General features: G+C 61.3%; 12 protein-coding genes. 2 read left to right on the plus strand and 10 right to left on the minus strand.

The features are described 5' to 3' along the window. Positions 1–38: 38 nt before the first annotated feature. The 4 genes from LNV08_RS10120 to LNV08_RS10135 all read right to left on the minus strand — a co-directional run bounded on the left by LNV08_RS10120 (position 39) and on the right by LNV08_RS10135 (position 3279). Positions 39–1079 (minus strand): HAD family hydrolase, encoded by a 1041-nt coding sequence (locus LNV08_RS10120; protein ID WP_263533581.1) that lies wholly within the window; start codon positions 1077–1079, stop codon positions 39–41. 124 nt (positions 1080–1203) lie between these two features. Then, a complete protein-coding gene (locus LNV08_RS10125; protein ID WP_263533582.1) occupies positions 1204–2763 on the minus strand; it encodes an arylsulfatase in 1560 nt (519 codons plus the stop codon). Positions 2764–2918: 155 nt separating this feature from the next. Further along, on the minus strand, positions 2919–3107 hold the full coding sequence (locus LNV08_RS10130) for a penicillin acylase family protein (protein WP_318014122.1): 189 nt from the start codon (positions 3105–3107) through the stop codon (positions 2919–2921). Beyond that, positions 3103–3279, minus strand: a complete 177-nt coding sequence (locus LNV08_RS10135) for a cytochrome c family protein (RefSeq protein WP_263533583.1) — start codon at positions 3277–3279, stop codon at positions 3103–3105. Before LNV08_RS10135 ends, LNV08_RS10130 begins: the two co-directional genes overlap by 5 nt. A gap of 646 nt (positions 3280–3925) precedes the next feature. Here LNV08_RS10135 and LNV08_RS10140 point away from each other — a divergent pair. Then, on the plus strand, positions 3926–5512 hold the full coding sequence (locus LNV08_RS10140; RefSeq protein ID WP_263533584.1) for an arylsulfatase: 1587 nt from the start codon (positions 3926–3928) through the stop codon (positions 5510–5512). Positions 5513–5594: 82 nt separating this feature from the next. Here the strand turns inward: LNV08_RS10140 and LNV08_RS10145 are convergent, their stop codons facing one another. After that, positions 5595–6395: a hypothetical protein gene (locus LNV08_RS10145; protein ID WP_263533585.1), complete on the minus strand. Its 801-nt coding sequence runs from the start codon at positions 6393–6395 to the stop codon at positions 5595–5597. A 626-nt stretch (positions 6396–7021) separates the two neighbouring features. Between LNV08_RS10145 and LNV08_RS10150 the strand changes: the two genes are divergently transcribed. After that, positions 7022–7840 (plus strand): transporter substrate-binding domain-containing protein, encoded by an 819-nt coding sequence (locus LNV08_RS10150; RefSeq protein WP_263533586.1) that lies wholly within the window; start codon positions 7022–7024, stop codon positions 7838–7840. Positions 7841–7895: 55 nt separating this feature from the next. Here the strand turns inward: LNV08_RS10150 and LNV08_RS10155 are convergent, their stop codons facing one another. The 5 genes from LNV08_RS10155 to LNV08_RS10175 all read right to left on the minus strand — a co-directional run bounded on the left by LNV08_RS10155 (position 7896) and on the right by LNV08_RS10175 (position 14733). Beyond that, positions 7896–9089: a PEP-CTERM sorting domain-containing protein gene (locus LNV08_RS10155; RefSeq protein WP_263533587.1), complete on the minus strand. Its 1194-nt coding sequence runs from the start codon at positions 9087–9089 to the stop codon at positions 7896–7898. 22 nt (positions 9090–9111) lie between these two features. Next, the gene (locus LNV08_RS10160) at positions 9112–10446 is read right to left on the minus strand and encodes a PEP-CTERM sorting domain-containing protein (RefSeq protein WP_263533588.1); all 1335 of its coding nucleotides are present in this window, start codon (positions 10444–10446) and stop codon (positions 9112–9114) included. A 144-nt stretch (positions 10447–10590) separates the two neighbouring features. Further along, positions 10591–12333, minus strand: a complete 1743-nt coding sequence (locus LNV08_RS10165) for a LuxR C-terminal-related transcriptional regulator (protein ID WP_263533589.1) — start codon at positions 12331–12333, stop codon at positions 10591–10593. 127 nt (positions 12334–12460) lie between these two features. Beyond that, the gene (locus LNV08_RS10170; RefSeq protein WP_263533590.1) at positions 12461–13360 is read right to left on the minus strand and encodes a DUF2950 domain-containing protein; all 900 of its coding nucleotides are present in this window, start codon (positions 13358–13360) and stop codon (positions 12461–12463) included. 32 nt (positions 13361–13392) lie between these two features. Beyond that, positions 13393–14733: a DUF3300 domain-containing protein gene (locus LNV08_RS10175; RefSeq protein WP_263533591.1), complete on the minus strand. Its 1341-nt coding sequence runs from the start codon at positions 14731–14733 to the stop codon at positions 13393–13395. Positions 14734–14974 lie beyond the last annotated feature (241 nt).

Genomic DNA, 14974 nt, shown 5'->3' on the forward strand with positions numbered 1-14974 from the left:
TGGGTGCAGCGCGCACTGTACCCAGCTTTGGCAAGGGATTAGCGCGCGGGCGCGAACACCTGTGTCCAATCCGACTTCATGCTGACCACCGTCCAGCCGCGCGCGCCAGCCGCATCCAGCCCGCGTGCGAGGCGGCCGACCTTGGACTCACGGTCATAGGCATATTCGCGCGTGCCATCGTCGTGGTGAATGATGGCCGACAGGCGCGGGCCGGGGCCGGCGCTGGTCCATTCCAACATCTGAAAGTCGCCGTCGGAGTTGCCGAAGGCCATGATGGGGCGCCTGCCGATATGGCGCTGGATGCCGACCGGCTTGCCTTCCTTGTCGTCATTGAGCACCAGCTGAGCCGTCTTGATCAGCACCGGTTTGCCGTCACGGAGCTCGTATTTGAGCCCCAGGCTGGAGCCGACCACCTGCTCGGGCGGAATGCCATAGGTCTTCTCGGCCCAGGGGCGCATGAAGTCGATGCCGCCGCCGGACACGATGAAGGTCTTGAAACCATTGCCGCGCAGATAACTGAGCAGTTCCAGCATGGGCTGGTAGACCATGGAGGTGAAGGGCCGGCCCGTTGTTGGATGCTTGGCGGTGGCGATCCATTCGGACACAGAGCGTTCGAATTCCTCGCTTGTCATGCCGGTATGGGTGGCGGCGAGCAGGGCCAGCAGGCCTTTTTCACCGCCGGCCGCTACGGCTTTAAGGTCGCCCTTCAGCAAGGAGGCAAAGGGTTGCTTGGTTTTCCATTCCGGATGCTTGGGTGCCAAGGCCTTGATGCGGTCCATCACGAAAAATGCCTGGAAGTACATCGGCTGCTCGGCCCACAGCGTGCCGTCGTTATCGAACACGGCGATGCGCTCGGCCGGTGGCACATAGTCAGGTCCGCCGGATTCGGTCACGGCGGCGACGAAGGCCAGAATTCGTGCCTTGGCAGGGCCGGCGTTCCAACTTGGCAGCGGGTCAGTGGCTTGGGCGCTGGCCATGCCGGGCCTGAGGCCCAATCCGGCCAAACCCGCCCAGGCGGCTGCACCGATCAAACAATCCCGACGAGTCTGCCCCTCAGGGGCGAATACCTTGTTCTTCATTGCGCGCTCCTCAAAAAGTTGTTTGAAAGAATGAAGGAAGAAAAAAAGAAAGCCTCGCTCCAGGGCTGAAGCGAGGCTTGCGGGTCACCAGCCTCGGTGTGGTTTGGGGCTCGGCTTGCCCGGCTTACTTGCCGCCGGCGCTGGCTTTCAGTTGTTCTTCAATTTTGCTCAAATTGAAAGAACCAGCGGTGGCGCTCGGGGGGTAGTCCTTCATTGACAGCAGGAACTTGGCCGCCATGGCCTGGATAGGCACACCCACAAAGGAGCGCTCCAGGAACCAGTCGTTGTAGACGGTGGCATTGTGCTGAGCCTTCTCGAACGGGTCGCGGCGCAGATTCGTCAACAAGGGAATACGCAACTCAACAAAGGGCTCACGCCAAACCTCGAAGGCCTGACCGCGGTTCTCCAGGAAGGTCAACTTCCAGTCTTGGTAGCGAGCGGCGACGATCTGGCCGTCGTCGTTGACATACCAGAACTCATTGCGGGGCGACTTGTCGGTCTTGCCGCTCAGGTAGTCGAGCTGGTTGTAGCCGTCAATGTGGTTCTTGTAGCTGCGGCCGTTGATGGCGGTGCCCTTCAGCAGGCGCTCTTTCACGTCGGTGTCGCCTGCGGCTGCTGCGAAGGTCGGCAGCCAGTCTTCATGCGACACGATGCCGTTGAGCGTCTTGCCGGCAGGGAAATGGTCGGGCCAGCGAACGAAAGTCGGCACGCGGTAGGCACCTTCCCAGTTCGAGTTCTTCTCGCTGCGGAACGGGGTCGTGCCGGCATCGGGCCAGGTGTTGTAGTGCGGGCCGTTGTCGGTCGAATACATCACGATGGTGTCTTTGCCCAGGCCCAGCTCATCGATCAAAGCGAGCAGCTCACCGACATGGCGGTCATGCTCGACCATGCCGTCGCTGTACTCGTCTTGACCCGACTTGCCGCGGTTCTCGGCCTTCACATGGGTGCGGAAATGCATGCGGGTGGCGTTCCACCAAGTGAAGAAGGGTTTGCCGGCCTTGGCCTGCGTGGTGATGAAGAGCTTGGCGGCCGCCATGGTCTCGTCGTCGACCGTCTCCATGCGCTTCTTGGTCAGCGGACCGGTGTTCTCGATCCGCTGGCCACCCTTGCCGTCGGCCCAGGTGTGCAGCACGCCGCGTGGGCCGAACTTCTTCAGGAAGGCCGGGTCCTTGGGGTAGTCCATGTTTTCGGGCTCTTCCTCGGCATTGAGGTGATACAGATTGCCGAAGAATTCGTCAAAGCCGTGCATTGTGGGCAGATGCTCATCGCGATCGCCCTGGTGGTTCTTGCCGAACTGGCCGGTCATATAGCCGCGGCCCTTGAGCACGGTGGCCATCGTCACATCGACCTTCTTCCAGCCTTCGGCGGCGCCGGGCAGGCCGACCTTGGTCATGCCCGAGCGCACCGGCACCGAGCCGCCGATGAAGGCCGCACGACCCGCCGTGCAGCTCTGCTGCGCGTAGTAATCGGTGAAGGCGACGCCTTCTTTGGCGATGCGGTCGATGTTCGGGGTCTGGTAACCCATCATGCCGCGGTTGTTGTGGCTGATGTTCCAGGTGCCGATATCGTCACCCCAGATCACCAGAATATTGGGTTTTTTGGCCGCTGCCGGGGCCTGAGCATGGGCGCTTGACGCCACGCCGACCACCGCCACCAGCAAGGCCGCGAATTTCTTCAAAAACATAGGAGGTCCCCTTTTCTGGAAAATTTGCGTCAATCATCGCGCGGCTGACGGGCTCAGCCAGTGATTAACGCGCGAACAGCATAACCCAGGTGTGAGACGGATACCCCCTAGAACATGAATGAACTCTTGATCTTGGCGGCCAGGCCACTCGCGCCTCAGCGCGGCGGCTGCAAGCTCAGCGTGCAGCGCGTGTGCGCCGCTACATCGGCCTTGTCCAGGTGTTGCCGGCGGTACTGGCCTTGTGCATGCAGTTGGGCCTGATCGGCAAAGTGCTTGTCTCCCCAGACTCCGCTTTGGCCCACCGGGTTGAGGCCAAGCGACTCGGTCGGCTTGGCCAGATCAATAGTGCGCCGCGTCGACGGGCTGCAAACAACAGCTCAGGGCGCCGCGCACGGTCTCCGGGCCGGCGGCCGCCATTGCCTTCGCGTGGTGGGACTGCTGCCACTGAGTGGCTTGGTCAGCATGGCAGCTCAGGCATTGCTTGTTGTCCACATAGGCGGCGTGGCCGACCGGCATATTTCCGACGGTGGCTGAAAGTGAGCTTGGGGCTGCTGCTGGCGCTGCTTCGCCCCAATTGGCTCGACTACCACCAACTGGCGGAGGCCAGCAGCAAGCTCTAGAGACCCAGCAGGCCCAAGACGAGGCCGCGTTTCGAGGCTGGCGCGGTGGCCGGAGTTTCAGTTGGCGGGGCTCTTTTGCTCATTGTTCCAAAAATCCAGTAGCTACAGCTGTGAAGTGCGACCAAGCCGTGCACTGTCCCCAACTTCAGATACAAGGGCGTTGAATTTTTTTGGCTGCCCTTCACTCATCGGCGCCAGCGCAGGATGCACTGCATAACGCTTCATGGCGTTTGCCGGTCGGGCTTAGGGCGGACTGCAGCGTTGGATCTACCGCAGTTGGCTGCAGAACGCGTTTTGACTCCCGCCCCGATCCTCACTGAACTTGTTCACCTTGAGTTATGTCGAGCACCCGCATTGCCCCCGGGAAGAACTTGATATCACAGCTAGGCTGCGGACTCTAAATACACCGTTGCATGTTAAATTGGTCGGGCATGGGTAGGCGGACTAACTCGCAATATCCCCGCAAGAACGAGTCTTGCCAAATTAGCGCTAAGAGATTGGCCTTGCGGGCTACCAATCAATGATCGAACAAGGAGTTCAATGTGAAGAAATATGCGCTGCTATTGATAGGCCTGCTGGGAGCGAACATCGCCGCACCAGCGCTGGCTGCCCCCCCGGCGAGTAAACCAAACATTCTGGTTATCTGGGGTGACGATATAGGCTGGCAAAACGTCAGCGCTTACGGTATGGGCACGATGGGCTACACCACGCCCAATATCGACCGCATCGGCAAGGAAGGCGTGCGCTTCACCGACCATTACGCGCAGCCTTCTTGCACGGCCGGCCGCGCCGCCTTCATCACCGGCCAATATCCGATCCGCTCAGGCATGACGACGGTGGGTATGCCCGGCGACAAGCTGGGCCTGCAGGCCGCTTCGCCGAGTCTGGCTGAAGTGATGAAAAAAGCCGGCTATCGCACCGGCCACTTTGGTAAAAATCACCTCGGGGACCGCAACGAACACCTGCCTACCGTGCATGGCTTCGACGAGTTCTTCGGCAATCTCTATCACCTGAACACCCAGGAAGAGTCTGAGCAACGCGACTACAAAGCTTTCGCCAAGGCCTACCCTGGTGGCATCGAGGCGTACGAGAAGAAATTCGGCACGCGCGGCGTGCTTCACACCTTCGCCACAAGCCAAGACGACGCCACCGTGGACTCACGCTTTGGCAAGGTCGGCCGCCAGACCATCAAGGACACCGGCCCGCTGACGTCCGAGCGCATGAAAGACTTTGACGCCGCCGAGACCATCCCCAAGGCGACCGATTTCATGAAGAAATCCAAGGCCGATGGCAAGCCCTTCTTTGTGTGGCTGAACACCACGCGCATGCACTTGTACACGCGCCTGAATGACAAATGGCGCTATGCCGCCGAGAAGCACACCAGCGAGGCCGACACCCACGGCAGCGGCATGATGCAGCATGACCACGACATCGGTCTGGTGCTGGCCTTCCTGAAGGAAAACGGGCTCGACGAGAACACGGTTATTTGGTACTCGACCGACAACGGCCCCGAGCACTCCTCATGGCCGCATGGCGGCACGACGCCGTTCCGGGGCGAGAAAATGTCCACCTACGAAGGCGGCATTCGCGTCGTCTCGATGCTGCGTTATCCCGGTGCCGTGCAGCCCGGTACGGTGCTCAACGGCATTCAGGGGCATCAGGATATGTTCACCAGCCTGGCCGCTGTGGCCGGCGTGAAGGATGTCGCCAAGGACATGATGGCCGAGAAAAAGCAGTACATCGACGGCCTCAACAACGTCGATTACTGGACCGGCAAGTCCCCCGAGTCGGCCCGCAATCACATCTTCCATTACTACGAAAACAAGCTGATGGCGGTGCGTATGGGGCCGTGGAAGTTCCACTTCTCGACCAAGGACGACTACTACGCCAATGTGGTGCCGCGCACCATGCCTTTGCTGTTCAATCTGCGCATGGACCCGTTCGAGTCTTATGGCACCACCGATTCCTACGGCCACCTCTTGCAAAAAGTGTCCTGGCTGTCGGCTCCGATGGGTGAACTGATGGGTGCGCATCTGAAGACCTTGGCGGACTATCCACCGGTGCAGGGCGGCAATAGCTTCGATATGTCCAACGTAGTGCAAGACTTCCTCAAGAAGTCCCAACAGTAAATTGGGCTTGGCGAGTTGAACAGGGGCGGCGCTGAGCCGCCCCTTTTTCATTGGGATGCAACTCCGTGACGGGGCCTCTTGCTCAGAAGCCAATCAGCTTGTAGCCCAACTCAACACCCCAATCCCCCGGCCGATCAGCGCCGGCAAAGGCAGAGGGTTTGACAAACACAATGCTATTGCCCCCGAACGCCTTGCCGATCACACGGCCCATCGTGACGGCCAAACTCACAAAGCGCTTGTCGTGCTCCCAGTCAAAATTGAGTGCCGGGTCCAAGGTCATCAGGTTGTGAGGATCGGAAAACTTGGGCACATAGTAGAAATCGATGGTCGTGGTGTTGACCTTGGGGCGATTTTTATCACCTGAGAAGCTATTGCTCTGCACGAAAGCAGGCGCAAAGATGGACCCGTCTTTCAGGAATTTTGCATAGATCAAGGTACCTTTGAAGACGTTCTTGCCAGTCCCCAACTCTTTTCGTTGTGCGCTGTCGAAGGTCAGCTCGCCTTGCGCGACAAAGCCATGCTCTTTCGTCAAGCCAAAAACATGTGCAAGCTGAATCGATACGTCACCGAGTTCATGCCTGTCGTTCCCGAGTGTGTTGACGCGCGTGATCGGTGCACGAAAACGTAGGCTGTAGTCCTGCTTTTCACCCAAGGGCTGGGTGTAACTCAACCTCAGTGCGCCACTGCTGAATCCGTCATTCAGATCCAGGTACTCATACTTCGCTTCCGCCAACTTGGAAAACTTGGTGGGGTCGGTACCGTTGTCAACAGCCTTGGCTGCTTCCTGTCCCGCTTGTTCCTTTTTTTCTGTTTGCTGCCCAAACGCGGCGCTAACGAGCAAACTGCAGGCGACCAGGACCATGCTTGAAAGATGCAAATTCATGTCTAGTTCACCTTTGTTGGTGTGAGTAAAGCTAGCACCTGCGTAGCTTGTTTGTTGACTTCACCGCTTTGAAGCGCGGCTCTACTTTGTTTGGTGTTTTCGATCATTTTGATGTCTTTGAGCTTAAGGCTGCGTCGTGACGATAGTCGATTCGTGAGGCTAATTTGCGTCACGTATTGTTGCATCCAAGGCCAGGCCGCCGTACTGCCCGGTCGACGTAGCAGTTGAATTCAACCAGTTCTTGCAAAACCTTTTGACCCGTTGAAAAGGCAGCAGAAGTTGAAACCCGACCATGAGTGAGGCCCAGCTAGCTGTAAAGATGCAGGCCACCGACACTGCACTTCAAATAGGGGTCGCCGTGCCGGGTGGAAGTCGCGTTAGAGCATACCAGCGAGAGGCCCATGCCCTCGTTTTTCGAATGCAGGATTGACAGCGAAATGAGGCTTGAGGTGACCACCGACGAAGCGGCCTTGCTGAGTCTAGTCAGGCCCTTTTGACGTCGGCCGGGTGTTAAGCAACCGTGCAGCGCAGCCCAGAAACTGATTGGCTGGTCGCACCTTGGGCAGGAGCCGCCCCTTGGCCCGGCAAGGCCATAACTGCCGAAAATAGAGTGTGAATCATCGGGTATGCTGGCGCGCATGCGGCACCTGATGCATAACCTTCCATACCATTGGGCGTGCTCGATGTTCGGCGCGGTGCTTTCGGTCGGTGCTCAAGCAGCAATGGCGCAGGAAGCCTCAAACCTGCCGCTCAGCCGACATTGGCGTGTGTGCCTGGGCGTACCCGTACCGCCCTTTGTGACGCTTGATGCGAAGCACCCTGGCTTCTCAGAGAAGCTATTGGTGGAGTCGGCCAATCAAGCTGGTTTGAGCGTCGAGATCGAAGCCTATCCGCTCAAGCGTTGCCGCCAGCGACTGGCCTTAGGGCAGACAGATGCCACGATGGCGGCAGCAACTGCCAACAATCAGGCCGAGTTGCAATTTCCAATGCAAGCCGGCGAGGTGGATACCAACCGAAGAGTCACGAAGATTCAGCTCTTGTGGATTAAACGAAAAGACTCCGCATTGGATTGGGATGGCCAAAGCTTGCGGGGCGGCGATGCCGACCAAGTCGTGGTCGGAACACGCGCTTCGTTTCGTGCCGCCACTGAGGCCTTGATGAAGCTTGGCCTGAAAGTGGATGATGTTGCCTTCGATGTACCTCAGCTATTGCGCAAGCTCGCGGCTGGACGGGTTGATCTTGCGGTCGTGGCGAAAGCAGAAATGCAAACCCATCTACCCAATCCTGAGCGAGAGGGTTTGCAAGTTCTGGCCACTCCCTTCTTGACCAACAATCTATATCTGGCCCTGCGCCCCGGGCAATCCGCCGCACGCCAGGCTCAAGCTGAAGCTTGGTGGGATGTCATTGGCAGATTGCGCGAGAAAGCTGAGTTTTTGCCGCGTTAGCAAGCTGGCAGTTGGCAGTTGGCAGTTGGGCCGCATACTCAATGCCGAGCGTCCCTCAGACCGACTTGCGGCGCTTGGCCAGCCAAGCCAATGCAAACAAGCCGCCTGCCAGCATCACATAACTCGACGGCTCCGGCACCGCCGCGGCGATATTGACGATAAAGCCCACCGATGAAGGCGAGCCGTTGACGTTGCCAAAGCCGACAAAGGTCTTGCCATCGGCCGACATCGCCAGCGGCGTGCTGAAGTTGAAGCTGTCGCCGACGTCAATGCCGTAGCTGGCCAAGAATGCATCAAAACTCTTCATACCGGCAGCGGCGGTCCAGATGAAGCCCTTGCCAAAGGAGGCGGAGGCGGCACCCTGCGGACGCTCATAGCCCAGCACTGTCATGCCGTCTTCGCTGACGGCCGTGGCCGAGCCGACGGCGCCAAGGGGCATGAGCGTGCCGAGATCGACCGTGCCGGTCGCGGCGCTCCAGCGCCAGGCTTGCTTGGCATTGCCCGTGCTGCCCATCCCGACCACCCATTTGCCATCGGACGACATATCGGTCGCTTCGCTCAAGGCGCCGCCGCTGGACGACATGATCTCGGTGCGCACATAACTCCCGTCGCCGTCGGCATCCGTCCACAGCATCGGACGGCGGCCCAGGCCCCAACCCACCACCGTCTTGCCGTCATTGCTGACGGCGGCAGCGCGGGTCGAGTTGTTGCCGCCGGTGATGCCGGAGTCACCGAGATTGGTGATGGCGTTGCTGCTGGCGCTCCAGACCGATGCACGGCCACGGCCGGTGGCGGTGCCGGGCGCCCAGGCGGCACCGGCGACGAACTGGCCGTTGTCGCTGATCGCCCAGCCGGCCGACACTTCCACCGTCGTTGTGCCGTTGCTGCCGCCGATGCCGCCCAGCGTCGTCCATTGACCCGTCGACATATTGCGATAGGCCATTTCATAGCTGTTGTTGGCGGCATTGAGGGCGACGCCGCTGACCCGGCTGGCATCGGCCGAAATACGCGGCGAGCCGCCGACGCCATTGCCGGCCGCTTTGCCGCCGATATCGACCAAGCCCGCCTCGGCCGTCCAGCTGAAGTAATGGCCGCTGACGGCATTGCTGCCGACAACGACGCGGCCATCGGCGCTGACGTCGGTGGCCAGCAGGCCGGCACCGGTTTGGGTGAATGACGCCGCTTGCGCGAGGCCGCTCGCCAGCAGCATGGCGGCGGCGAGGGGGCTGAGTTGTTTGCTGATCAACATGACTGAATCCTGTTTGGTTTGTTTAGGCTTGTGTCGAAACTTGGCTCGAAACCTGATTTTTGGCGGCGCGGCGCAGCATCAACAAAGGCAGCGCCAAGGCAAACAGCAGCACGGTGGCCGGCTCGGGCACGGCGGTGGTGTGCAGAATGAAGGCCGAAGTGGTGCCGGTCGCTTTATCAAAATACAAGCCGCTGATGGCCGAGCCGTCGGCCGCCATCGAAGTCAGGCTCCAGACATGCTTGTCCGCGCCCAGGCCCATGCCAATGTCCGTCAAGTAGCCGTCAAAGGACTTGGTGACGCCGCTGTTGTTGTCATAGATCCATGTATCGGCCGTCAAGGTGCCGGCGTTGGTGCCGGGGAAGAACAGAGAAAAGCTGCCGATCACCAGGCCGTTGTCGGAGACGCCGGTGACGACCGCCTTGTTGTTTCTAAACAGATCCACGGCAGCCGGATTGGTGAAGTCGGGCACTGCGTCAAAAGGGATCAGCTTGCCGGAGTTGCTGGCCACATCCCAGAAGGTCGCCTGGCTATAGGTCATGGTGAAGCCCGAACCGGGCGGGGCGTAATTGGTGGCCAAGCCATTGATCGAGCCACCGGCGCCGTACTTGCCATTCGCGCTGAGTGCGGCGACCTGGATGTTCACCGCTGTGCCGGCGGCATTGTTGACGGTGGGCGTGCTGACCGCGTAGCTGTTGGTCGCCGCATTCCACTGCCAGAGCCTGTCTTGGTTGGCCTGGCCGGCGCGCAAGGTGCCCGCGACGACGCTGCCCTGGTCGCTGATGGCAAAGGCGCGGCCGGCGCCGACGGTGGCGGTCGGGGTCAGGTCAATCACGCTGCCGTTCTTGAACACCACCGCGTGCGCGACCGAGCTGGGGGTGCCGGCGGCGGAATAGAACGCTTGGCCCGCCACAGCGCTGCCGTCGGCAGAGATCGCGAAGGCCATGCTTTGCTGCTTCAGCGTCGAGCCTGCGATCACGGTGTTTGAGTTGACGCCCAAGCTGCCCAGGGTCGTCCAGGACTGCGTGGCGGTCGAGTAGGTGGCTGCCTGGCTGAAGCCATTGGCGGCGGTTGCGTTGCTGCTAATGACCAAGCCATTAGCGCTGATGCCGGTCGAGCCGCCAAAATTCTGAGCGGCGGAATTGCCGCCGATGTTCGTGATGAGGCCGCTCGCGGCGCTGTAATGCAGATTGCCGGCCGTGCTCGCCGTGACCGCGCCCGCACCATGGGCGGCCAAGCCAGACCAGCTGTGATTGACGGGGGGCGCAAACACCTCCATTTGGTAGCCGGCTTGCGCCATCATGGCTGCGGCGGCGAGGGTCGAGAAGACAAATGCCTTAGGCAAAAACGTGGTGGACATGGGAGACCTTTCAGTGGGCATGTCCAAATTGTCAGAGCGCGAACCGACCGCGTCACTCGGGTCTAACTCGCTTCGCTCCCCCCCCGACTCCCCCCCATCGGGCTTGACCAAGGCTTGCTTCACCCCTCAGATGAGGGGGGCAGCTCACTGGCCCGTCAGCAGCCCAAGCGTATGCGCGCGCATCACCGCCTCGCGGCGCGACTTGACGGCGAGCTTTTTGTACAGGCCCTTCAAATGCCATTTGGTGGTTTCGTCGCTGACGCCCAAGGCCTGCGCAATGTCCCGGTTGGCATAACCGCGCGCCAGCAGTTGCAGCACGGCCGCCTCCTTCGGTGTCGGCAGCATCAGGTCCGGCGCGCCGCCGCTCTGTGCAAGTTCAGCCAGGGCCGCCTGCTCCGGCTCGGCATTCGGGCCATTTTTGGCACCTACATAACCCAATAGTTGCAGCACCGCCTGTGGATTCTTGAGGTGCAACATCCCGTTCTGTGCGCCGGCCAGATGCGCCATGCGTGAATAGGAATAGGCCTGCGCCATGTGGTCGGCCTCGGCCCAGGCGTCGGCAATAAAGGCCAACAGCGCCGACGGCGGCCGCCAGCCCTGCAAACCCATGCCCCGGTCCAAGGCCGTTTGTGCAAAGTGGACGGTGGCCGTCGGCGCCGTCATCCCCGTTGGCTCGGGCAATTTGCGGTGCCGGTGCACCTCGGCCAAGGCTTCGCTGACGTCGATCGCCACGGCCGCATAGCCGTAGCGCTCGATCAGGCCTTGCGCCTCCTCGATGGCAGCGATGGCTTCACCGACTCGCCCAGCTTCGGCCAGTGCGCGCCCTTGGCGCGCCAAGAGCTTGGCCAGATTGGCATTCGACTTGGCCTCGCGGTGCAGGCGGATCGCCTCGGCCATCACGTCAATCGCCTCCAAGGGCCGGTCCAAGCCAGCCAAGGTCAAGGCCATTTCACTGCAGGCAAAGGCGCTCGCCCCGCCGGCTGGGGCCACGCGCAACATCGTCAAGGCATCGCTGAGCACCGCCCGGCTTTCCTCAAAGCGGCCCAGATGGCGCAGGACACGGCCGATCTGAATCTGGCTGGTGCCGACCAAAACCGGCCAGCGGCTGTGCCGGGCCATTTCGGCGGCGGCCTCGAAGCAAGTCGTGGCCTGATCCAGCTCACCCAGCTCCAGCCACGCATTGCCCTCATTCATCTTCACCACGCAAGCCAAGCGCAGCAGCCCCATATCTTGGGCCATGGGCGCGGCGCGCGCGAACAAGGCGGCCGCCTCGGCCGGCTCACGCAGGCACAGCGGCAGCGCCTGCGCGACCAAATCAAGCGCCTGACAGGCAGCATCAGCGGCCAGGGTGCTGGCGGCACGAAGCAAATCCGCCTGCGCCGTATCTGCTTGGGCGGTGCTGACGCTGGTCTCGCAGCGCAACAGGCCCTGGGCAATCCCGCTGCGCTGGGCATCCTGACCCTGGGCAAAAAAGTCCCTGGCCTGTTCGAGCGCCCGCAACTCGCGCTCACGCAGGCTGGCCGCTTTGGCAACACTGGCTTCGATCAGCAGCGCATCACCTTCGGCATCGGGGTCGATGGCCGGCGTCAAGTGCTCGCGGGCACGTGCCAGCAAACCCTCCGCCTCGCTCAGGCGTGAAAACAAGGCCGAGATCTCGCTCGCCGCCAAGCAAAGCCGGGCCGTCAAGGCGCTGCTGACCGCAGCGTCCAAGGGGTGCGAGCGCAAGCGCCGTTCCGCCTCGGCGATCAAGCTCATCGCTCGCAGGCTGTCGCGTTGGCGCAAATGCCAGGCCAGCTCGGTCTGGGCCTGCACGCGCGCACCGCGCGTGGCCGACTCCAGGCTTTGCTCAAGCAAGCTCAGTTCTTGCTCCGTAATCGCGAACTTCATGGGACTATTTTAGAGGCCGCCCACCGACGGCTCGATGCCGGCTTCGGCGAGGCCGTCTGACCCTTGGCTCGCCCAACGAATTGCAGCACTCAGGCCGAGGCGGCCAAAAAGTCGAGTGCCTCGGTCATCAAGGCAGCACGACCGCCTGCCATCCCGGGCTAGGATTAAAGCTTGTGATTGCCGCCGCAGCCTTGGCCGAATTCGGGCCCAGATCGGCCTCGAACACCTGGCCGGCCTGGTTGACCATGAAGCTCATCACACCGCTATCGCCATACTTCAGCGGCCAGGCCAGCATCGCAAAGCCGGTCTCCATGCGCTTGCCGATCAGGTAGCTGCGTGCGCCACCCTTGGCTGCGTCGCCCTGCGCGGTCAGCAGCTTGAAGCGGTAGCCGTGATAGCCCTCGCCAGCTTTCTTGGGCAAGAAGGCTTCACCCAAAGGGCTTTCATCGCCCAGGCTGGCGGGCCAAATCAGACCGTCCCGCTGGCCTGCCGTGCTGATGATGCGCTGGGCATACTCGAGCACACCGTCGCCATTGCGATCGACCGACGCATACTCGCGCTGGGCATCGACCGAGGCCAACAAGGCCTGGATGGTGGCGTGCTCATTGGCGCCAATGCGGCGCTCCAGCACATTGAGTTTGCCGCCCGCCATATCAAAGCGCCACTGGCCGTCTTTGCCCTGCAGCAGCGGAATCGGCAGCGCCCAAGGGTCGGTGCCGACGAGCATCTCGCCCAGGCCTTGCTTGACCGTGACCGAGCGGGCTTGATGGGCTTTTTCCAAGAAGGTGTAGCGATCATCGGCCGACACTTCGCCCAGCGGCATCAGCTTGGCCCAGTCTTTGCCCAAGACCTTTTTGAGCGCGACAGGGTCACTGCTCGCGACCGCGTCGATGAAGGCATCGGCCGCCGCTTCCGGCTTGGCGAAGGCGGTCTGTGCGTGTGCAGCACCGCTAAGCGCCAGACCAGCAACCAAGGCCAGGTGGCGGAGTTTAAGCAGAGGCTTGAGGGATGTTGTTCTGAAATTCATGGCTATTCCTTTTGCTTTTCTGTGGCCCGTGCTCAGCGATGCCGTCCGCCGCCGCCGCCGGCACGCCCGCCGCCACCGGCTGGCCTGCCGCCACCCCCCGAATGCTGGCTCATGGAGCCACGGCTCGCTTGGCCGCGCGAAGCATTGGCCCGCGAGGCACCGCTGTCATGCACGCCCGACAGCGCGCCGCTATGGCTATTGCTGCCGCCACTGCTGCCACGGTTGGCCGCCCTGTTCGAGGCTGAGGTGTCGCGCTGAGTTGGGCGACTGTCAGCGCCGCCCCGATCCACCTTGTTGACGGCCTGATGGGCCTTGTCACGGTCGGCACCTTGCAACTTCTCGCGCCCGGCGACCGGATCGGCACCGCGGTCCTTCAAGGTGTCAGCGGCGCGCGCGCGGTCCGCATCCCGTTGGCCGTCCTTGCCTTTGAAGGCATCGCGGTCCTTGCCACCTGCTGCTTGAGCCTTGTTGCCATACTGCTCGCGGCTCTTGGCATCGCGGTAAGGCACATCTTTGCGCCGCTCGGGGTTGTGCTTGAAGCTGTTGTTATTGTTGGTGATGTGGCGGTTGCTGACGTTGATATTGTTGTAACGATTGACGTTGATATCGACGCTGTGGTGGCCCCAGTTATAGCCACCCCACAGGGAATTGTGAATGCCGACAATGGCCGCACCCCACACCACGCCCGCAACAAATGCGCCGCCTGGATAGTAGTAAGGGGGCGGCGCCCAGTAGTAAGGCGGGTAGGTCGGATACCACCAGCTGCCGTACACCACAGTCGGCTGATAGACCGGCACATAAACCGTCTGCGGCTGCGTCGGCTCGATGATGATGACTTGCTTGTTGTTCTCGGTCTGGGTCGTGACCTTTTGCTGTTCGTTCGCCTTCAGGTTGCCGGCTTCTTGCGCCTTCTTGCGCATGAACTGCACCCGGTCCATCAAGTGAGCAGGGTCGGCCAAAAAGGCGTCGCCCAGGCGCTGCACATCGCCGGGGTTGGCGTCCATCATCGCCAAGACCTGCGGGAAGGCGACCAGCGATTGCACGGAGGGCTCCCAGGGCTTGGTCTCGATCTGCTTGACCGCAGCGTCACCTTTTTCATCCGGATGGGCTTTGGACCAGGCGGCAGCTTCCTTGACGTCGCTGGGGTAGGTCGAGGCCATCAAGATCTGCGACAGCAGCGAGTCCGGATAGAGCGCAATCGGCGCCAACATCTGGTCCAGCTCTTCATCCTTGAAAGTCGCATCGGCAGAGCGCGCAGCGCCCATCATGCCGATGGCGCATAAAGTTAGCATCAGCAGGGCGCGCAATAAACGCCCCCAGCTCGGGCCCCAATTTGGGCCTGCGGCAGTTCGATGTAAGGCAGCAGTCTTCATATTCCGTTCCTTCGAAGGACAGTCATTCTTTTGAGCATCGGTAATATAAGCGATCGAGGGCTGTGTAGAAACAGGGTTATGAGTGGCCGGTGAAACGGCCTTTAAGCTGCTCTCAATCTGCCCTCAATCTACTCTACCGGGCTCCGAAAAACGCGGGCCAGAAGTGGTGGGGCGCCGATTCGAGACGGGAGGGCCGCGCTGAACCGCTTTACCATTCGGCCCGTCGAGCGCAGTCGCGCTT

This window comes from Paucibacter sp. TC2R-5 (genome assembly GCF_025717605.1).
Taxonomy (GTDB): domain Bacteria; phylum Pseudomonadota; class Gammaproteobacteria; order Burkholderiales; family Burkholderiaceae_C; genus Paucibacter_A; species Paucibacter_A albus.

Bases quoted from the DNA above. Each gene is read 5' to 3' on its own strand.
- LNV08_RS10145 (WP_263533585.1), bottom strand. From the start codon at position 6,395: ATGAATTTGCATCTTTCAAGCATGGTCCTGGTCGCCTGCAGTTTGCTC.
- LNV08_RS10165 (WP_263533589.1), bottom strand. From the start codon at position 12,333: ATGAAGTTCGCGATTACGGAGCAAGAACTGAGCTTGCTTGAGCAAAGC.
- LNV08_RS10155 (WP_263533587.1), bottom strand. From the start codon at position 9,089: ATGTTGATCAGCAAACAACTCAGCCCCCTCGCCGCCGCCATGCTGCTG.
- LNV08_RS10125 (WP_263533582.1), bottom strand. From the start codon at position 2,763: ATGTTTTTGAAGAAATTCGCGGCCTTGCTGGTGGCGGTGGTCGGCGTG.
- LNV08_RS10120 (WP_263533581.1), bottom strand. From the start codon at position 1,079: ATGAAGAACAAGGTATTCGCCCCTGAGGGGCAGACTCGTCGGGATTGT.
- LNV08_RS10170 (WP_263533590.1), bottom strand. From the start codon at position 13,360: ATGAATTTCAGAACAACATCCCTCAAGCCTCTGCTTAAACTCCGCCAC.
- LNV08_RS10150 (WP_263533586.1), top strand. From the start codon at position 7,022: ATGCTGGCGCGCATGCGGCACCTGATGCATAACCTTCCATACCATTGG.
- LNV08_RS10135 (WP_263533583.1), bottom strand. From the start codon at position 3,279: ATGCCGGTCGGCCACGCCGCCTATGTGGACAACAAGCAATGCCTGAGC.
- LNV08_RS10160 (WP_263533588.1), bottom strand. From the start codon at position 10,446: ATGTCCACCACGTTTTTGCCTAAGGCATTTGTCTTCTCGACCCTCGCC.
- LNV08_RS10175 (WP_263533591.1), bottom strand. From the start codon at position 14,733: ATGAAGACTGCTGCCTTACATCGAACTGCCGCAGGCCCAAATTGGGGC.